Raw genomic sequence first — 19985 nt, forward strand, 5'->3', positions numbered from 1 at the left:
AAGCCGACCTACGGCCAGTCCGGCGCGACCGAATCGTCATTCCTAATGGCCCGCGCTCTGATAGCGCCGCAGGCCCAGGCTCCAGATGGTATAGGCCGCGAGACCCGCCCCAAGGGCTGCAAGCGGCGTAAAGACGATCGCCCCGACATCGAGTGGCGATTTCTGGAGCAGGACACGCCCGGGATAATAACTGACGGCGGCAAATGGCACGACGTAGGTCATGGCGAGCTGCGCGACCCGGCCGTAGGCATCCATGGGAAACTTCGCGATCTCGGCCAAATTGTTTACGAAAAACGGCACCGCGCTGGTCGGCGTGGGCTCCCAGAACACATAGCTATTGGCGGCCAGATTGATTGCCAGCACCATCAACACACCGCATAATAGCGTACTCGCCAGATACGCCATTCGAGCCGCATTCCAGACCAGATGAAGATGGACGCTGCTTGCCACGATAAGCACGATGCCGAGGAGGCTTGTGGCTGCGCCCTGATGAAAATTCGATATCTTCGCAAGGACCATGAATAAGGGCGGGGCCGGACTCAGCAGAATGCGATCAAAGGTGCCTTGACTCACGAGCGTCCGCAGGGTCCACGGGCCTGCCGCAGCAATATCTGCGACACCTTGGGGTATCAGGATCATGGCAAACAGAAACGCCACCTGCCAGCGGTTCCACCCGGAAATAGCGGGGATATGGGCAAAGACGGCACCCAGAAATATCAAACCCGTGGCTTGCTTCAGACAAGAACCGAGGATTCCAATCCAGAAATCCCACGGAAACTCGAACTGTGAACGCATGTGCAGATAAATGAGCCTGCCGTATAAGGACACCCAGCGTCTTGTCGCACCCATGATCACCCTCCGAGGACCGTGAGACGTCGTAGACCAGAAGCCCACACGGCCCTTGCCAGAAACCACAACACGATGACCCAAACGAGCTGTATGCCAAGTTCCGGCAGGGCCGATGCGCGCCCAAGGTATAGGGACAGCGGGATATACACGATCGTCTGAAACGGCGAGAGATGCGCCACCACCGCAAGCGGTGACGGCAACAAGGCAAGCGGCACCACGGCCCCCGATAGAATATCGGTGACGGCGCCCCTCAACCACACGAGGCCCACGATGTTTTCCGTCCAAAAGGACACGGCTGCCATGAGGTAACTAATCAACTAGACAGTGCTAAGTTCTCGCTGTGATTTTAGCTTTTTCTTTGGCGACCCTGAGATTGGATAATTCCGTCGCCAAATCAATCCAGCGGTCCGCCAGTAGCTTCATCTTCTCGTAATTCTTGATCTGCTTTCGCACTTCAGGCAAATCTTCTTTTTTGACGAACTTACTGCTGCTCTTTCCCTTGCGCGTGTAGCTCACCTGGTAGTAGGGACCGTGTTTTTTAGGCGGGTCTGCCTTGCAGCTGCATCCCGGTTTGCCACATACGTTGTACTGTTTTGACAGACTGCCTGGGCGCATATCTCCCAGCGCCACCAACGCCTTCTTGGTTTTCTCTATCTGTTTCTCTAGTGGCTCTTCCGCACAAAGTGTGGGTAGTCGGCGTGGCTAATCGAGGCTTTTGAGGAAGAGTTTTCGTCCGACCTTGACGCACCGTTTCACCTTGGCTTGTCCCTCGGGGGTCGGCATGAGGTGGCCGCACTGCCGGCAGCGATCGAGTTCCACGCGGTAGACATCGACACGGCGGCCGGCGAGTCGGCCCGTCAGATCGACCGGGTAGGTCGCGATCTGGCGTTTGAGCGAAGGGCTTGCACACCGCTCGCAGAGACGCGGGGCGGCGTGGGGATCGTGGCGCTTGAGCCGGGTGAACCAGTTCCGCATACTCCCAGTTTCTCAGAACGGGATGATCTATGCACCTCGCCTTGAAGACGCTCTTGAACCGTGTGGAACCGATGAAGGGCTTTGTCTATGAGTGGAGTCGTATTCGCCCGGCCAGCAAGGCCCGCGGAAGGGGCTTAGCGGCCATGCCGACCATCGAGATCGGCCTGCGCGCGCATGAAAGCCGGCAGGGCCACTGCTCGCAGTGCCAGCAGCCCGCACCGGGCTACGACACCCTTCCCGAGCGGCGCTTTCAGTTCGTGCCGCTGTGGGGCATGCCGACCTGGTTCCTGTACGCGCCCCGGCGGTTGGCGTGCGACGCATGCGGCATTCACGTCGAGTATCTGCCATGGGCCTTGGGTAAACGCCCGGTCACGCAAAGCTTCGCCTGGTTCCTCGCCAGCTGGGCCAAACTGCTGAGCTGGCAGGTGGTCTCCCGGCGCTTTCAGACCAGCTGGGAAAGCGTTTTCCGCTCGGTGGAGATGGCGGTGATCTGGGGCCGCGAGCGCCTGGATCTCACCGGCATCTCGGCCCTCGGCGTAGACGAGATCTACTGGAAGAAGGGCAAGTTCCTCACGCTCGTGTATCAGATCAACGAGGGCATGAAGCGGCTTTTATTTGTCGTCGAGGATCGCCAAGAGAAGAGCCTGCGTCAGTTCTTCGTCTGGTTTGGCAAGGAACGCAGCGCGCTTATAGAGTTCGTCTGCTCGGACATGTGGAAGCCCTATCTGAACGTCATCGCGCGGCATGCCCCCAATGCCCTGAACATCCTGGATCGCTATCATATTGCCGCCAAGATGAACAAGGCGATCGATGAGGTGCGCGCGCAAGAAACCCGCGCCCTGAAACGCCTCACCCCCGGGACGAAGGTGATCCTCACGCGCTCGCGCTGGTGCCTCTTAAAGCGCCCTGAGAATTTAACCGAGAACCAGGCGATCAAACTGAAGGATCTGCTCTCGTACAACCTGAAATCCATACGAGCTTATCTGCTCAAGGAGGAGTTCCAGATGTTTTGGGAGTACGTCTCGCCGGCATGGGCCGAAAAATTCATGGACCAATGGTGCAAGAAGGTGATGCGCTCACGCCTGGAACCGATGAAGAAGATTGCGCGCATGATCCGTGTACACAAGCCGCTCATCTTGAACTGGTTCGCGGCCCGCGATGAGGTCTCTCTTGGTGCCGTCGAAGGCCTAAACAACAAACTCAAAGCGAGTATCAGGACATCCTATGGATTTCGCACCCCAAAAGCTATAAAGATCATGCTTTATCATAAGCTTGGCGCACTACCAGAGCCGGAGCTCACCCACAGATTCTGCTGAGGAACCTCTCTAGTGTCGTTTCGCGGTTCGTGGCCATGATGAAATAGATCTCTGTTTCGGTCCCTGAAGTATAGCATATTGCGTCCGGTAGCATCATAATGCTAGCGGACATTGCGCGCCACTTTGTGGAGAATCTATGCTTTGGAATTATTGGCTGGCAGCCGTGCGCGAACTGCGTCCAGCGTGTTCCCGTACCCGCACATTCTTCTGGATGCTACTGACTCTGGCAGGTCTGTGCTGCCGCGCGGACAATGCCGGCGTTACCAGCTTCGTGCGAGCGCTCGATTTCTCCGGCAAGGCTTATCACCGCTTCCTGCATTTCTTCCACAGCGCAGGACTCCATCTCGAAACACTGACGGCTTGCTGGCTACGCCTATGCTTGAGGCTGTTTCGTCCATTTGAGGTGAACTCGCGCCTGGTCTTCCTCGCCGACGGGATAAAAGCACCCAAGGAGGGTCGCAAGATGCCGGGCGTGAAGCTGCTGCATCAACAATCTGCCGGTAACACTAAGCCTACCTACATCATGGGGCACTCGATGCAGGCCATTTCCCTGCTGGTGCAGTGCGCGGCCGGACAGGTGGCTGCCGTGCCGCTGGTGTCGCGGATCCATGAGGGATTGGTGTTCTCCAACCGCGATGCCAGCACGCTCCTCGATAAACTGGTGGCGCTCCTGTTGACATTGGTCGGGGTGTGCCAGCGGCAGGTGCCCTTGACGCTTACGCGAATGAACCCACCCCTGCTCACGCAAACGGACCCGCCCACGGCCGTTGACGGCATGCGCTAGTCATCCCGGATTTCCTTCGGGTCCTACGGCATTCCTGCTCGTCGTGCATTGACCCGCCCCTGGTTGCGGCATCCTCTCTGCCAGGATTCCTGGCGATAGGGGGGAAAGCCACAATGCCCACGGCACGATGCGCCGCCTGCAGGCGGTCCTTTCGGGTGCGTCCACAAGTCCGCGCCCAACGCTATTGTTCGGCACCGGCCTGTCAGTGCATACGGCGCAAGCGCTGGCAAAGTGCCAAGCGTCGCACCGGCCGCCTGCAGGCGGTCCTTTCGGGTGCGTCCACAAGTCCGCGCCCAACGCTATTGTTCGGCACCGGCCTGTCAGTGCATACGGCGCAAGCGCTGGCAAAGTGCCAAGCGTCGCACCGACCCCGATTATCGTGAGAACCAGGCGCGCGCCCAAGAGGCTTGGCGGGACCGCCATCCGGACTATTGGCGGACTTACCGAAAGACCCATGACGCCTATACCCGCGATAATCGCGATAAACAGGCCCGCCGCGACCAGAGTCGCCGTCTTGCAAAGATGGGCGTGTCAACGGCCAATATCCCTGTTGTTTCCGGTCGTTACCGGCTTTCTCCTGCCCCAGGCAACGATCTTGCAAAGAGTGACGCGTGCACGGTGGAATTGACCGTATTGTCAAGGGGTTAGAGATTTTTGGTCGTCTTCATCGCGATCTTGCAAAGAGAGGACGTGATAGGCATTCGCGGGCTAGGCGGGTACCGTTTTCGTCATGGATACCGTCGCCCCCGTACTGGAAGTCGATCTCCACCGCCTTGACCTGCGGTTTCTCGACGCCCGCCTGCAGGAACCGCGGGCGGTTGAGGTGCTGGCCCGGTCGATTGAGCAGAGCGGCCAACTCCTGCCATGCATCGTGGTGCGCGACGAGAGCGGCGACCGCCTGATCCTCATCGACGGTTACCGGCGCATCCTGGCCCTGCGCCGACTCGGGCGTGACACCGCGTGTGTGGAATCCTGGGCGTGCGATCTCGCCCAAGCCTTGCTGACCGTGCTCGCGCGTGTTCACGGTCGACCGTTAGCGGCCCTCGAAGAAGCGTTGCTGCTGCGAGAACTCGTGCACGGCCAGGGTCTGAGCGAGCGCGAGGTGGCGCGCCGCAGTGGTCGCGATGTGAGTTGGGTCAGCCGACGGCTGGCGCTCGTCTGCGGTCTGCCCGACGGACTGCTGGATGCGGTACGCAAGGGTACGGTATCCACCTGGGCGGCTACGCGGGTGTTGGCGCCGTTGGCGCGCGCCAACACCGACCATGCGACTCAATTGTTGAGCGCGCTCGATTCGACCCTCTTGTCCAGCCGGGACCTTCAGACTTGGTTCCAACATTATCGGACGGCCCCGCGGGCCGCCCGTGAGCACATGGTGTCTCACCCGCGCCTCTTCATTCAAAGCCTGCACGCTCGCGACGAGCAGCGTGCCGATGCGGGTGTGCGCGAAGGCCCGGAAGGGCAGTGCCTAGCCGATGTCCGGCAACTGCTCGCTTTGATCAAGCGACTGCGCCCGTGCTGGTCAATAGGAGACCCGCCCGTGTTCCCCGAGCCCTTACAGAAGGCTCTGAGAGGCCTGCGCATCGCCCTCAATACCCTGCAGGCCGACCTAGCCAGGAGTCTCGACCCATGACCCCCAGCCAGATCCGTGATGCCGTCCGCACCCTGCAAGCCCAAGGCCAGAGCCGACGCGAAATCAGTCGGCTGCTGAAGCTATCGCGCAATACCGTTCGCCGGATACTGCGCGCCCCGCTGGCAGAGGGGGAGAAGGAACGGCAGAAGCTCGGTGTGACCCGCACCTATTTGCAATCCGCCTTCGCGCGCGCCCAAGGCAACGTGGTGCGCGTTCAGCAACTACTTGCCGCTGAGTACGATCTCACGATCTCTTATAGCACGTATAGCACGTTGACGCGTTGGGTCCGGGAAGCGGGGCTACGCACGCCGCCCGTGCGCGCGGGGGAATACACCTTCGGCCCGGGCGAGGAAATGCAACATGACACCTCGCCTCACCGCGTGACCCTGGGTGACAAGACCGTAACCGCCCAGTGCGCAGGGCTCGTATTGGCCTACTCGCGCCGTCTGTTCGTTCAATATTACCCCCGCTATAGCCGCTTCGAAGCCAAGCAGTTCCTGCTTGACGCCGCGCGTTTCATGGAGGGGGTTTGCCCGATCTGCCTGATCGACAACACGAGCGTGATGCTCGCCTCCGGCGCTGGTGCAGACGCCATCATGGCCCCCGAGATGGCCGCTTTTGCGCGCACACTGGGGTTTGCCTTCCGCGCGCACCGGGTCGGGCATCCAGATCGGAAGGGACGGATCGAGAGAACGTTCTTTTTTATTGAGACCAACTTCCTGCCTGGCCGCCGCTTCACCGATTTCGACGACCTGAACCGCCAAGCGTTCGCCTGGTGCCGGGAGGTGGCCAATGCCAACCCGAAGCGGGTTCTGGGGATGTCGCCCGAGGCCGCCTATGTGATCGAGAAGCCAACCTTGCAACCCCTGCCCATCGCGCTGCCACCGATCTATGAGGTCTGCGATCGGGTGGTGGACCTGAGCGGGTATGTCTCGCTCGAATCGAACCGCTACTCGGTCCCCGAGCGTCTCGTGGGCCAGACCGTAACCCTCTACAAATATCCCGCCCAGGTCCACATCCACCATCGGGGCACAGCGGTAGCGATCCATTCCCGACTCATCGGTCAACGCCAGGCCCGCAGCACGGATCCGACGCATCATCCCATCCCTATTCGCGTAAGCCGCATGCCGGACATAGAAGGACCACTCTGGCGCGACAATCCGGAACTGGGAGCCTATGCGCGCGCCCTCAAGCAACGCGGCCGCGGCCGCGGGGTGCGCGCCTTGCAACGGCTGCTGACGCTCCAGCGCACTTACCCCCGAGAGCCCTTCTTGGCCGCTGTGCGGCAGGCCGCCCACTTCGGTCTGTATGACCTGGGGCGACTGGAGAAACTCATCTTGCACCAAGTGGCTGGCGAGTTTTTTGCCCTGAACGGCGATTCCTACGACGATGCGTGATCAGATCCACGAACGGCTCGCCGAACTCCGTCTTCGCGGCATGGATGCGGCCCTGAATGCGGAACTGGATCGTGCCGAGCACGAAGGCTCGCCCCCTGCAGAAGTTCTCTGGCGATTGCTGGCCGAGGAAGAAGCCCACCGCCGAGAAAAGCGCTTAGCCTACCGCCTCACGCAGGCGAAACTGCCGTGGCGCTGGACTCTCGACTCGTTCCCTTTTGATCGTCAACCCGGTGTGGATCGGAGTCAGATCCGCGCCCTGGCCGGGCTCGACTTCCTGCACCGTAACGAGAATATCCTGCTTATCGGACCACCCGGTACGGGCAAGACCGGCATTGCCATCGCTCTGTTGCGCGAGGCCTGCCTCAACGGGCACGCGGGCCGCTTCTACAATGCCCAGGTGCTGCTCGACGAACTCTACGCCTCGCTCGCTGATCGTTCGACTCCGAAGCTCCTCGCGCAACTGGCCCGCTCTCAGCCCATGCTGATCGACGAACTGGGCTACCTGACCCTGAAACCCGAACAGTCGAATGCCTTCTTCCGGCTGATGGACCAGCGTTATGGCCGCGTATCGACTATCATCACAACGAATTGAGAGCCGTCTGACTGGTACGAGTTGTTCGCCAATAAAGCGCTCGTCGACGCCTTGCTCGACCGCCCGTCTGACTGGTACGAGTTGTTCGCCAATAAAGCGCTCGTCGACGCCTTGCTCGACCGCCTCCAGCATCGCTGCATTACCATCCGCATCGATGGCCCCTCCCTGCGCACTCCTGAACGACCCGCATCGGTTTCTGCCGACCGAGCCCCCAAATCCTCTCGACGCGGATCCGTTCCCGCCCCCTAGTTCTCGTACCGCGGGCCTCCCTCACCACTGCCACACCGCGCACCCCGAACACGGCCTATTTATGGCAGTGCCTGACGAGCGAGCGGACCACGTCGTGAATATCTCTGCGTCTTCACACAAGAATACCCGCTACCACACCCACCCAACACCCGCAATATCGCGCCCACCGCACACACTCATGCGCACTCTCTGGGTCCGCTTTATTGAGCAAAAACGGATTCATTTTGGTGAGCGTTGAGGCTTGAACCAGACCTTCGGGGTCAAACTCGATTTGCCGGGCTGGAATCCTGCCTCCCACGCCCTTTCCAGCACCGCTGGCGCCGGTCTGAAGATCCGCCTTCGCGGCCATTGTCGTGCAACGGTCTCGGCAAGATTGTGCGCGCCGGCCAAAGTGGGGCCGCACAGCAATGCGACATCGACGCACCTCATGAGCCGTTTCGGGAATCCGCCCAATGATGATGAAGATAGGCACCTAAAATGAACGACTGAGGGGGCGCATCTTGATCGAGCCTCCTCTTGCCCGCGACGCGAATCGCAACGAACCTCTCTTTCCAATGCTCGATACGCGAAGGGGGGAGGCATCCCTCGGATCGTTGCGCGCCACGAAGAAGCGCGGGTGTATAGCTCGCGAGACCATTCATGCGGGCCGCGTCGATCCCACCGGCACTTGGTAATGACCCACCCAAGTATCCCGCCTCCCGCCCCGGCACTCAAACAGCGGCCTGGGGCAGGTTCCCGTGTAACCCTACAAGCCCTAGAACGTCAGCGTGGCACTCCCATACACCGAAAACGGCATGCCCTCGAACACCGACAGATAGGGGTTCCCATAGTAGTCGGAGTTGCTGGTGGCGGCCACGACATAATGGTGGTTCCTAGAACGTCAGCGTGGCACTCCCATACACCGAAAACGGCATGCCCTCGAACACCGACAGATAGGGGTTCCCATAGTAGTCGGAGTTGCTGGTGGCGGCCACGACATAATGGTGGTTGAAGACATTGTCGATGTTCAAGGCGAGCTTCACGCTTTTGACGTCGACCTCGTGGAGCGGGATGGTATCGAACAGGCCGATGTTGGTGACCGTGTAGCCGGGGATCTTGAGGCCCCCCGGGACCCCCGCGAACTGCTGGTTCACATACTGCGGGCCCACGTATTTGGCGCCGATGCGCGCGTCGATGCCACCCAGGCGCCAGCCCAGCCCCACGTTCACCATGTTCTTTGGGACGTTGGCGAGCGGCTGGCCGGCCGAGACCTGGCCGGCGTAGGTGGAGTGAAAGGATGAAGTGAACACCGCCTGGTTGTAGGAGTAGTTGGCATAACCGAGCCAGCGGCCGACGAGGATGTGCCCGAAGTGCTGCTCCAGGGTGAGCTCGATGCCCTGATAGCGCGAGCGCCCGCCGTTGGTGGTGGTACTGAGCGCGGTCGTGGGGTTGGTGACATTCACGAAGGTGTTGGTGAAGTACTCGCGATAGGCATCGACGCTCCCCAGAAAGCCCGCGTGCCGGTAGCGCGTCCCGAGCTCATAGTCGGTGACGTATTCGGGCTTGATCGAGACCGGCACGACCACATACTGCCCGGCGGCGTTGGTCTCGGCGATGTTGCTGTAATAGGCGCCGATGTTGGGGAACTTGATGTTCCGCCCCCACGAGGCATAGACGCTGAATCCCGGCAGCGGCGCGTAGTTGATCCCCAGGGTGGGCGAGACGAAGTGCTGGTTGTTGGCCACCGTCCCGCCGATCGGGTAATAGATGCCGATGGCATCCGAGCTGATGGTATAGGCATCGAGGAACTTGACGCCCGGGGTGATATGCACGGTGTGGTCGAAGAGGCCCACATCGTCTTGCGCATAGGCCGACGCCAATAGGCGCTCGTCGTGCTCCCGAGCTGATGGTATAGGCATCGAGGAACTTGACGCCCGGGGTGATATGCACGGTGTGGTCGAAGAGGCCCACATCGTCTTGCGCATAGGCCGACGCCAATAGGCGCTCGTCGTGCTCGTACCAGGCGTTGTTGTAGCCCGGGGTCTGCGGTACCGGCGCTGACCCGTACCAGTATTCCGCGGAGCGCAGGAGGCCGTAGGTGACATTGCCGCCCACGGTCACGGTATTGTGCGGGGCTAAAATCGTGACGCTCGGGCTGTAGCCCAGATCGCTCGAGGTGTCCTGGTAGAGCTGATAGTCCGTACCGTTGCGTACTGACCCGAAGATGGCCGCCGGGTTATAGGTCGGGGGACTGGGGTAGGAACTCCAGAAATTATACCCCGTGCCCTGGTTCGGGAGGTAGTAGGGCTAGTAGGGCTGGCTTGCGCTCTGGCGGAACGCCGGGTTGCTGTAGGAGGTACGCTGGTAGTTGTCGCTCTGATAGAAGATCTTGGAGTCGGTCGCGAGCCAGCGGTTTATGAGGCTCTTGTCATCGATGATGGCCGTGATCTCGGTATCCTTGTTGTTGGTCTGATCGTAGTTTAAGGGCCAGTTATAAGAGATGCCGTACCGGTTTACGAGCGGCTCGGGGACGCTGTGCGGCGTGTAGCCGGTATTGTGGTTCACGATCAGGTAGGTGGAGATCCGCGAGCGCCCGCCGTCATAGGGCATGACGCCAGCGTAGTAGAAGTTATTGTTCTGATCGGCGGAGTTCTTGACCCACCCGCGGCTCGTCTGGCGATGGAAACTGAACACCGACCGGAAGCCACCGAGCGAGCCGGTGTTGAAGACCGCCCCCCAGTTTGCGGTATCAAAGCTCCCGTAGCCCACCTCCACCGCCCCGCCCATGCGTCGGGCCGGCTGCAGGGGCTTGTAGTTGATGGTGCCCCCAAGCGAGTTGTAGCCGTTGACCGCCGGGTTGTTGATGCCGTTGTAGATCTGGATGCCGGCGGTGTCGGCGAGCGTCAAGGGGATATTATTCCGCAGCGAGGCGCTGTTGGTTGTACCGCCATTGAACATGTCGTTCAAGGGGATGCCATCGAAGGTCTCGGTGAACTGGCCGCTCGTAAAGGAGCGGAAGGTGATCGTACTGCGCACCCCATTGCGAGGCGCTGTTGGTTGTACCGCCATTGAACATGTCGTTCAAGGGGATGCCATCGAAGGTCTCGGTGAACTGGCCGCTCGTAAAGGAGCGGAAGGTGATCGTACTGCGCACCCCATTGGGACCGGTGCTGAAGGCGTTGATCGACGGCTTGCGCGCGAGGATCGTCTGCGCGTTCTGCGCCGGCGAGGCATGGCGGATGGCCTGTGCCCCGATGGCATGCTCGGTGTAGGGGGCCTTCAAGGGGGCGTGGGCCTTGGATCGACGGCTTGCGCGCGAGGATCGTCTGCGCGTTCTGCGCCGGCGAGGCATGGCGGATGGCCTGTGCCCCGATGGCATGCTCGGTGTAGGGGGCCTTCAAGGGGGCGTGGGCCTTGGCTACACTTGAGGGCTTTTTGTGGGCGCTGACTTCCCCGATATTGATAGTGGCGCTTGATGCCCTTGACGTCGCTGACTCCGCGGCCGTCGAGGCAGAAGGGTTGTCCATGGCATAGCCAATAATAGGCATGCCTGCCAGACTGAGCCCAACAGAAATCGCCAAAGCCGTCTTCCGCGGCTCATATCCACAAAAACGACGCCGTCCGCAATTCGATTGTTCTTTCATGACCCGCGCTCCACCCTTTTTTTCCGAAACGAAAAAGAGATGCGCGTCCTTGCGCCAATCCGCCATCCTTTAGCACTACCTTTGGCGCCCCTTACAGACTCAGCCTTTCCGGGACTCGGCAATTATCCAAACGCCATGTTGCAGTGCTGTTAATTGGATGTGACATATCGGAGTACTCACAACACCGGGGAAACAGATCTCGGGACCGAGATGCGACCTTGAGCGCACTCCTCCCCCCTGTCCTTTGTGGAGCACAACCGACGCGCCGACCGTAGCCGAGTCTTCATATGCATGAAGCCCCCAATATTCCCAAAATCTCGGAAAATATTGATGATGCGCTACCTAACCGTATCCCGTTCCTCTGAATCCAGAGAAAGGGCCTCTCTGGCGCGTACCTCGGGGGAACCAATACGGATTTTTCTCATAATCGAGGTGTCGGCACGCCATCATCTGGATGTACCATGCAGATCTGCCGATCAAGATCCATGGGCCTACCTGGATCTTGATCGGATATTCTCTTTTTGTAATTCCCGTAAACCCGTTATCTTTATGTGCTAAAACGCCTTCCCGGATCGCGGCTATATTTGGAGGGAACGTTGCCTCGACCTCTATGACGGGATCTCGATTAGATGATAGGACTTTCGCCATAGGTGCCATACTTCGTCCCAGACGGCCACCTAGCCCATATCATCCGGGATGGCGTGTCTCGGAAGCTCAAACCGGGCGGTCATCCTCGGAATGCACACCCGGTGGCGCGGCGATCCGCCATATCACCCCACGACAACTGACTGCGCATTTTTTGAGCAATGGTCTCTTCTGCACAAAGTGCGCGTAGTTGGCGTGGCTAATCGAAACTTTTTAGGCAATATAACCAGAGACCGTAATTCCTCCCGAGGATCACCAAAGTCTGCCTTGAACAGGGTGGCTTCCTTGGTGTCGTCGCGTCCAATCAATCAGACCTTCACGCGATCGGCGGTTTTCGCAAGAGCCGCCTCACCGGCTCTCCCGTGGAGAAGGTTGTTCGCGCAAATACTGAGACCTACCAGAAGGCCGGGCTCGTGTAGCTCGATCATGCGGGCGCAAACGGCGCCAAGATCAACGCCTCCGCGATAGAGATGACAATTACCGACGCAGACGGGGCCTTTTACTTCACCATTCACGCCCGAGCCTGGTGTTGCCCGCCCCGAAGATCCGGAAAGCTGCGCCAAATGTGCCGCTACGCCGTCCATGGTTGGGGGCGCCGATGCCCCCTCCCATACACCCGCCCGACCTCCCCGAAAGAGCCGTTCAGCAAGCCTCCTTGGTCATCAGCGTCATTATATAAACGCGACTCATTCGCACATAAGCGGGAGACCTGCTTTTTATGCGATGCCGATCCTCTCCATACCTCGCACCCCTAGTCCTCGCCCTCTCTTTCCCGGCGGACGCCGACTGCGAAGCGATGCCTGTGGTCCGCGCTCGCCGTCGAAGAGCCGTGGCTTGAGAATGTCCTCTATCTCACCTCGCAAGGTACGCAGGCGGTGACTGCGGAGGCGGATATCGCCTTGAACCAGACCTTCAGGGTCGAACTCGATTTGCTGGCCCGGAATCCTTCCCCCACGCCCTTTCCAGCACCGTTGGCGCCGGTCTTAACGATCCACCTTCGCGGCCCTTGCCGTGCAACGGTCTCGGCAGCCCATCTCACCGCCGAGGTCGAGGGCCAATACGATAGCCGCACAAACCTGGCGGCCGTGGCGTCAGGCGACTCCATTACCGGTCAACTCGTATGGGTGATCACACGACGTGCAGGCTTTTTCCAAGGAGAGAAGCGGGGCACACCACAGCGATCGGAATCGGTGCGGTCAGTGGCTGGTTCGCCAACGCAAGTCTCGGGCGTGCGGCCGGTCCCATTGTCCTGTAATGCGAAGGCGAGATCGATAATATGCTGCCATCAGGCGGGTACGGCGCCGTCGAAGGCGCCATATGGCCGCAGTTCGTGCTTCGTATCGAGCCCGCTGGTTCCTTGCTCTCGGACAAGACCGCGCCTTCACCGCCGTTGCGGCCACACTCCGCAGGTCCACAAGGCTACTGATCGAACGCCAGTTCGATTAAGACGGTTCCGTCGATATCGAACCCGGTGCGCCATCCGTCGTCGTGAAACCGCTTATCCCGCACGATACGACCCTCCCCCTCTTACTTCACGGCGAGCTGGCTATGGGAACGACCGTAGGCGATGTAAATCCCGAGGCCGATTACAAACCACACCACGAATCGTATCCAGGTCACGAGCGGCAAGCTCATCATGAGGTAGATGCAAAAACCCATGCCGAGCAGCGGGACCACGGGGCTGCCCGGGACACGAAACGGACGTGGGAGGTCGGGCCTCGTGTAGCGCAGTACGAGAACGCCCGCGCATACGATGGTGAACGCCGACAAAGTGCCGATATTCACAAGTTCGGCGACATAGGCGATGGGCGTGAGTCCCGCGATTAACGCCATGAGGACGCCGCAGATCAGAATGACGCGCACAGGTGTTTGCGTGCGGGTATGGACGGCGGCGAACGACGGCGGCAACAGACCGTCACGCGCCATGGCAAGAAAAATCCGCGTAAGGCCATAAAACAGTACCAGCATGACGCTCGTTAGACCCACGATCGCGCCTACGCCGATCAAAAGGGCCACCAGCGGATGATTGAGATCCAACATCGACTGCGCGACGGGGGATGCCGTATCGAGCGTGAAATACGGCACGATGCTCGTCAGAAGTCCCGACACCAGGATATAGATCACGGTACAAGCGAGCAGCGAGACGATGATACCAATGGGTAACGAATGCTGCGGGTCGCGCGTCTCCTCGGCGGCGGTTGATACGGCATCGAAACCGATATAAGCAAAGAAGATCAGTGCCGCCCCGCGCATGACCCCCGGCCATCCAAATGGCATAAAGGGATGCCAGTTACCGGGCGTGACATGGAATGCCGCGACCGCGATGAAAAGCCCGATCACAGCGAGCTTCACGATGACCATGAGGCCATTCAAGGCCACGCTCTGGCGTACACCCGCGGCGAGCACCAGGCTCAGCACCAAAATGATGGCGGCGGCCGGCGCGTTCATAAAGCCCCCGGCGGCGGCATGCGCGGCGATCACGGCCGGGACCGGGCGGTGAAACAGGCCAAGCCCCCAGGCCGCCACGGCATAAATATTGACCTTGGTATAAGCGAGCGGCAAATGGATACCTACGGATGCCAGCGCGTTCCTGACGTAGCCGGACCAGCCAATGGCCACCGCTGCCGTCGCGACTCCGTATTCTAAAACGAGATCCCATCCCACCGTCCAGGCCACAATCTCACCCAGGCCTGCGTAGGCGTAGCCATAGGCACTCCCGCTCCCGCCGACGGCTGCGGCGAGCTCGGCATAGGACAGTGCCGTAAAGGCGCATGCAAGACCCGAGATCAGAAACGACAGAACAATGGCGGGACCGGCGTCTCGCGCCGCGGCCACGCCGGTCAACACGAAAATCCCCGCCCCTATGATGCCGCCTATCCCGAGGAATATGAGGTCCATCGTGGTCAGGCAGCGGCGTAATCCCGTATCAGCACGCGGCCCTCCGATATCCTTGGTACGAAACCAACTCCTCAAAACGTCCGCCCTTGATCTCGATGTGCGCAATTGCTTGGATTCACGGCCGCCCTATCCCGAGGGGATTCGCAGCGACGCCCCGGCCTGCAGTATCCCCCCGTGCAGACCATTAGCGGCGCGCAGAGCGGCGATCGACACATGGAAGCGTTGGGCGATGCCTGATAAGGTCTCCCCCTCGCGCACAATATAAAGGCGCGGACCGGGTGCCATACCGAGCCGTGCCCGCAAGCGCGGGGCGTCACGCATGATCCCCTCCCATATGGCGTGCGCGATCTGCTCATCGTACGCGGGGCTATTCAGGCGCAGTGCCTCGTGGGGGTTCGAGATAAAGGCGGTCTCGATCAAGATCGATGGTATCGTCGGAGACAGCAAGACCATGAAATTCGCCTTCTCGACATGGTCGACATGCACAGGCCCTATGGTATGCAGCGCGTGCAAAACGTCCTTCGCGAGATCGTAACTTGCCCGCCGCGTGCCATTCTGGGTCATATTGAGAAGGATGTTATGCAGAAACCCTCCGCCGGTGCCAAAGTGCGGACCACCACCCCGGTCGGCCGCGTTTTCACTATGCGCAAGCCATCGGGCCTCGCGGCTCACGCCATGCTGGGACAGCATGAAGACCTCGGCACCGCGCACATCCAGACCTTCCGGCTCCGGCAAGGCGTTCGCATGGATCGATATGAAGGCCGCTGCATGATGCTCCTGGGCCAGCGTCACGCGCTCGCGTAGCGGCACATAATAATTGCCCGTACGCGTCATGAACGCATGAAAACCCGGGGTGGCATCGATCAGGGCCGCGAGATCGCGGCCGATGCGCAGTACGACGTTCTTTTCGCAGATATGATCGATTCCGCAGGCCCCGGTATCGATGCCTCCGTGACCAGGATCCACGGCGATCACGATGTCCGGGGGGGCGCTGGGCGCCGATACGGGAGCCAAATGCGCGGCGGCAGGATGCGCAGGGGCCGGATCCACAGGTGCCGGGGTCCCCGCGGCGGGGTGGGCCGGGGGCACCGAAAGTGGTGCACCGCCCGTGGCCAGCGACAGCGTCAGTCCGCCCGGCAAAGAATTGATGGCGTAGGGCGCCTTGCGGATGAGATCAAATACCAGCCGCACCATACCATTGCGATGCGTAAACGCACGGATATCCTTTAAAGGAGCGGCGTGCTCTGGCCAAAGTGCGCGGCCGCCCGGCAGTATCACACCATGCAGGTCGACGACGATACGCGCCGGATCGTTCAAGGAAAAAGATCGCCAAACCACATGTCTGTTGCGCGAGAGGCGCACGATAAGGGCGTGCGGATCGACGCGCACCAATGGCCGACCGATACGGATTGCGGCCTGGGCGGCAACAATGCCCCAGAAAAATCCCGCTACTCCTATAATCCACCAACGCGGCTTCACAACCTTAGACTGTCCACCACCTCATCCCCCGTGGTGACATCCCCTGCAGATGGGCCTGTCTTGCATGATCGGTGACAGTGAGCCAAACGTCAATATCGGCGCGCAAAAGACCATGCGCGCGCTCGGGCCACTCCACGAGCATGAGCGTGCGACCATCCTGATAATCCCACCAACCGAGCGTCTCCAATTCCGCCGGCACGCGCAGCCGATAGAGATCGGCATGCACGACCCGCAATCCCCCCAAGTCGTAAACCAGTGTGTAAGTAGGACTTTTCACCGGCCCGGGGGCACCGAGCGCCTGTATGATCGCACCCGCCAATGTCGTTTTGCCACAGCCGAGCTCACCGCGCAAAACGACCTGATCGCCGGCACGCAGGATGCGCGCGAACGCCCGCCCGAGACGTATCGTCTGAGACACATCGGGCAGCGACAAGATCAACACAGGGCCGCCACCGCAGCACGCAGCTGTGCAGCCACATCAGAAGCCAAAAGGCCGCGCGGTGGTCCGCCCATCGCCGCAAGGTCACCGGCTCGTGCATGCACGAAGGTCCCGAGGCGCGCGGCCGCGAGGTTCGAGAGGCCCTGGCATGAGGCCGCAAGTCCCCGCCAGACGTCATCCGCAGTGATCGTTTCCGAAGGCCCCGGTATCGTGCCTCCACCAGGTCCCGCGCCCTTCAGCACACCCCACCAAACGGCGGCAGTTCCACGGGCCGGCCACGGTGCCGTCCGCGCGTGACCCCAAAGCGGGCCGCCTCGCCCCCGTGCGGGCAAGAAGTGAGGCGAGGGCGCATGCGAACCAATACCATCGCACCAACCATGGGCGCCCCAGATTCCTCGGACACGTCTTGGCCAATCTCCACGGCCGCCCGGAACCACCAGGAGCGCCGCGCCCGCCCGGATCGCGGAAGAGGCCAAAGGCACATTCGGGAAATGCGCGAGACCTCGATACGTCATGGACGCGCACCAAGCCGCCCCGACGGATGCGGCCGGCGGCAACAATGCCCCAGACCGCTCCCAATCACAACCGGCATCCCCTTGCTGTCTCATCCCCCCGTGGTGACATCCCCTGCAGATGGGCCTGTCTTGCATGATCGGTGACAGTGAGCCAAACGTCAATATCGGCGCGCAAAAGACCATGCGCGCGCTCGGGCCACTCCACGAGCATGAGCGTGCGACCATCCTGATAATCCCACCAACCGAGCGTCTCCAATTCCGCCGGCACGCGCAGCCGATAGAGATCGGCATGCACGACCCGCAATCCCCCCAAGTCGTACTCTTCAACCAGTGTGTAAGTAGGACTTTTCACCGGCCCGGGGGCACCGAGCGCCTGTATGATCGCACCCGCCAATGTCGTTTTGCCACAGCCGAGCTCACCGCGCAAAACGACCTGATCGCCGGCACGCAGGATGCGCGCGAACGCCCGCCCGAGACGTATCGTCTGAGACACATCGGGCAGCGACAAGATCAACACAGGGCCGCCACCGCAGCACGCAGCTGTGCAGCCACATCAGAAGCCAAAAGGCCGCGCGGTGGTCCGCCCATCGCCGCAAGGTCACCGGCTCGTGCATGCACGAAGGTCCCGAGGCGCGCGGCCGCGAGGTTCGAGAGGCCCTGGGCCATGAGGCCGGCAACTGTCCCCGCCAAGACGTCACCCATGCCGGCAGTCGCCATCCCGGGGTTTCCGAACGGACACAACCATAGGATATCGTCGCCTGCCACCAAGGTCCCCGCGCCCTTCAGAACACACACCCCACCATAACGGCGCTGCAGTTCCACGGCCGCCCCCGGCCGATCGGCTGCCACGTCCGCGCTCGTGACCCCAAGCAGGCGGGCCGCCTCGCCCCCGTGCGGGGTCAAGACCCAGTCGGAGCGCGACTCGGGCGCATGCGCCAACCAATAGAGGCCATCGCCATCCACAACCATGGGCCGCCCCAGAGTTCGCGCTCGCTGCCACACGTCTTGCGCCCAATCTCCACGGCCAAGCCCGGAACCGACCAGGAGCGCCTGCGCCCGCCCCCACGGGAGCTCCGCGGAAGAGGCCGCAAAGGCGATGCATTCGGGAAATGCCGCCGCCAGAACCTCGGCATTACGTTCATGGACGCCCGCCACCACCAGTCCCGCCCCGACGCGATAAGCGGCAACGGCGGCAAGCCGCACAGCCCCTGGCATCCCCAGACCGCCTCCGGCAATCACGAGTGTACCGGCATCCCCCTTGTGCATGTCGGTTCGTCGCGGCGGAAGCAGGGCGCAAAGATCGGCATCGTTGGGTATCAGGGCCCGCAGATATCCAGCCGGATAAGGCTGCCCGACATCGATACTGGTCGTCTCGCCGCACAATGCGCGGCCCGCGCCGGTCAGGGCCCCAATTTTGGCCCCCCCGCAAAACACCGTGTAGTCCGCGCGCAACCCATCGGGTTGGGGACAGCCGGTGCGAAGATCGAGTCCGGTCGGGCCATCCAGCGCGATAATGGGACGGCGGCTGGCCTGCGCACGCCCGACGAGATCGCGGTAGGTGGCGGACAAAGGACCGTGCAGACCGGTCCCTATCAGCCCGTCGATCAGTGCATCATGGGCATGCAGTTCCTCGGCATCGACGGCGTCACCCGGGCGCACGAGCGTCACTCCGACCCCGGTCTTTTTATAGCGTTCGGCGAGCGCCAGCGCCTGGCGCCCGTTGCCTCCGGCCCCGACGAGCATTGCAAGCCGCGCAAGCCGCGGAAGGCTTCGCGTCACAACCTGCATCACTCCTGCGGCCATGCGGTGATCTATGGTCTCCGCCACCACCCCGGCCCCCTGCGACTCGCCCGCCCAAAGGGCGCCGGGTGCGGGTGCATAAACCGGCTGCGATGGGGACTTAGACGCCACCATGGGTCGGAAAGAGATGCTGACGGTAATACCGTAGCTCAGCTATCGACTCGAGAATGTCGTCCAGGGCCCGATGGGTATTCTGTTTGACGAAACCCGCGCACAATTCCGGGCGCCAGCGCCGCACCAATTCCTTGACACTGCTTACATCCAGGTTCCGGTAATGCACATAGGATTCCAGAGTCGGCATAAGGCGCGCCAGGAAACGCCGGTCCTGACAGATGCTGTTACCGCACAAGGGCGAGCGGTTCTTGGGCACCAACGGCTCGAGAAAGGCCAGCGTTCGGCGCTCGGCCTCAGCCGCGTCCATGGTCGTTGCGCGGATCCGCTCAATAAGTCCAGAGTGCCCGTGAGTACGCCGGTTCCAGTCATCCATGCCCTGAAGAATGGATTCAGGCTGATGAATGGCGAGCACCGGGCCCTCGCCCACGATATTGAGATCGCTGTCGGTCACCACAGTGGCAATCTCGATAATGGCGTCGGTATCCGGACGCAGTCCGGTCATTTCCAGATCGATCCAGACAAGCGCGTTCGGGTCTTGCGCCATGCTGTTCTCCGCTCCCTGTCACATGGAAAAATAGCACTGCAGTCATAATCAGCCGATACTCTAGCATAAGGCGCCCGTCGCGCCCACGGAATGTCGCGGCCGGGATCTCGCAAGGCCTCTCGCCCGATCGCACATA

16 protein-coding genes and 2 pseudogenes are annotated in these 19985 nt (G+C 61.2%); 5 read left to right on the forward strand and 13 right to left on the reverse strand.

Translation table 11 applies throughout. The annotated features are described in order from the left end of the window. Window positions 1–42 precede the first annotated feature (42 nt). The 4 genes from C4901_RS10495 to C4901_RS10510 all read right to left on the reverse strand — a co-directional run bounded on the left by C4901_RS10495 (window position 43) and on the right by C4901_RS10510 (window position 1824). Window positions 43–849 carry an ABC transporter permease gene (locus C4901_RS10495; protein WP_110137286.1) on the reverse strand — a complete coding sequence of 269 codons (807 nt, stop codon included), beginning with the start codon at window positions 847–849 and terminating at the stop codon, window positions 43–45. Between the two features lie 2 nt (window positions 850–851). Beyond that, the gene (locus C4901_RS10500; RefSeq protein ID WP_110137287.1) at window positions 852–1151 is read right to left on the reverse strand and encodes an ABC-2 family transporter protein; all 300 of its coding nucleotides are present in this window, start codon (window positions 1149–1151) and stop codon (window positions 852–854) included. A 25-nt stretch (window positions 1152–1176) separates the two neighbouring features. Continuing rightward, window positions 1177–1479: a DUF6788 family protein gene (locus tag C4901_RS17305; protein ID WP_145960696.1), complete on the reverse strand. Its 303-nt coding sequence runs from the start codon at window positions 1477–1479 to the stop codon at window positions 1177–1179. A gap of 72 nt (window positions 1480–1551) precedes the next feature. Continuing rightward, on the reverse strand, window positions 1552–1824 hold the full coding sequence (locus C4901_RS10510) for a hypothetical protein (protein ID WP_110136613.1): 273 nt from the start codon (window positions 1822–1824) through the stop codon (window positions 1552–1554). 29 nt (window positions 1825–1853) lie between these two features. Here C4901_RS10510 and C4901_RS10515 point away from each other — a divergent pair, with 29 nt between their 5' ends. The 5 genes and pseudogenes from C4901_RS10515 to C4901_RS10540 all read left to right on the forward strand — a co-directional run bounded on the left by C4901_RS10515 (window position 1854) and on the right by C4901_RS10540 (window position 7792). Beyond that, on the forward strand, window positions 1854–3140 hold the full coding sequence (locus tag C4901_RS10515) for an ISL3 family transposase (RefSeq protein WP_110137247.1): 1287 nt from the start codon (window positions 1854–1856) through the stop codon (window positions 3138–3140). Between the two features lie 136 nt (window positions 3141–3276). Continuing rightward, entirely contained in the window at window positions 3277–3924 is a 648-nt protein-coding gene (locus C4901_RS10520; RefSeq protein WP_110137289.1) for a hypothetical protein, read from the forward strand. Window positions 3925–4654: 730 nt separating this feature from the next. Continuing rightward, window positions 4655–5554, forward strand: a complete 900-nt coding sequence (locus C4901_RS10530) for a ParB N-terminal domain-containing protein (RefSeq protein WP_110137291.1) — start codon at window positions 4655–4657, stop codon at window positions 5552–5554. Further along, window positions 5551–6951, forward strand: a complete 1401-nt coding sequence (gene istA, locus C4901_RS10535; RefSeq protein ID WP_110137292.1) for an IS21 family transposase — start codon at window positions 5551–5553, stop codon at window positions 6949–6951. The genes C4901_RS10530 and istA overlap by 4 nt, the downstream gene beginning before the upstream one ends. Before the next feature lie 40 nt (window positions 6952–6991). After that, window positions 6992–7792, forward strand: a pseudogene (locus C4901_RS10540) (ATP-binding protein). 872 nt (window positions 7793–8664) lie between these two features. On the opposite strand, the gene C4901_RS17715 reads toward C4901_RS10540, so the two are convergent. The 9 genes and pseudogenes from C4901_RS17715 to orn all read right to left on the reverse strand — a co-directional run bounded on the left by C4901_RS17715 (window position 8665) and on the right by orn (window position 19849). After that, window positions 8665–9651, reverse strand: a complete 987-nt coding sequence (locus C4901_RS17715; protein ID WP_370445909.1) for a TonB-dependent receptor domain-containing protein — start codon at window positions 9649–9651, stop codon at window positions 8665–8667. A 427-nt stretch (window positions 9652–10078) separates the two neighbouring features. Beyond that, on the reverse strand, window positions 10079–10807 hold the full coding sequence (locus tag C4901_RS18595) for a hypothetical protein (RefSeq protein ID WP_240611750.1): 729 nt from the start codon (window positions 10805–10807) through the stop codon (window positions 10079–10081). 79 nt (window positions 10808–10886) lie between these two features. Next, window positions 10887–11150, reverse strand: a pseudogene (locus tag C4901_RS19415) (hypothetical protein); the annotation flags it as partial. A 2437-nt stretch (window positions 11151–13587) separates the two neighbouring features. Continuing rightward, window positions 13588–14958 carry an APC family permease gene (locus tag C4901_RS10555; RefSeq protein WP_110137294.1) on the reverse strand — a complete coding sequence of 457 codons (1371 nt, stop codon included), beginning with the start codon at window positions 14956–14958 and terminating at the stop codon, window positions 13588–13590. 126 nt (window positions 14959–15084) lie between these two features. Next, window positions 15085–16437, reverse strand: coding sequence for an N-acetylmuramoyl-L-alanine amidase (locus C4901_RS10560; RefSeq protein WP_110137295.1), 1353 nt, complete (start codon window positions 16435–16437; stop codon window positions 15085–15087). A 4-nt stretch (window positions 16438–16441) separates the two neighbouring features. Further along, entirely contained in the window at window positions 16442–16879 is a 438-nt protein-coding gene (tsaE, locus tag C4901_RS10565; RefSeq protein WP_110137296.1) for a tRNA (adenosine(37)-N6)-threonylcarbamoyltransferase complex ATPase subunit type 1 TsaE, read from the reverse strand. Between the two features lie 576 nt (window positions 16880–17455). Beyond that, a complete protein-coding gene (gene tsaE, locus C4901_RS10570) occupies window positions 17456–17908 on the reverse strand; it encodes a tRNA (adenosine(37)-N6)-threonylcarbamoyltransferase complex ATPase subunit type 1 TsaE (RefSeq protein ID WP_110137297.1) in 453 nt (150 codons plus the stop codon). Beyond that, window positions 17902–19170, reverse strand: coding sequence for an NAD(P)H-hydrate dehydratase (locus C4901_RS10575; protein WP_168185674.1), 1269 nt, complete (start codon window positions 19168–19170; stop codon window positions 17902–17904). Before C4901_RS10575 ends, tsaE (C4901_RS10570) begins: the two co-directional genes overlap by 7 nt. A gap of 121 nt (window positions 19171–19291) precedes the next feature. Then, complete coding sequence (gene orn / locus C4901_RS10580) at window positions 19292–19849, reverse strand: oligoribonuclease (protein WP_065968782.1); 558 nt, start codon at window positions 19847–19849, stop codon at window positions 19292–19294. Window positions 19850–19985 lie beyond the last annotated feature (136 nt).

Source organism: Acidiferrobacter sp. SPIII_3 (genome assembly GCF_003184265.1).
In the GTDB taxonomy this organism is placed as follows: Bacteria; Pseudomonadota; Gammaproteobacteria; order Acidiferrobacterales; family Acidiferrobacteraceae; genus Acidiferrobacter.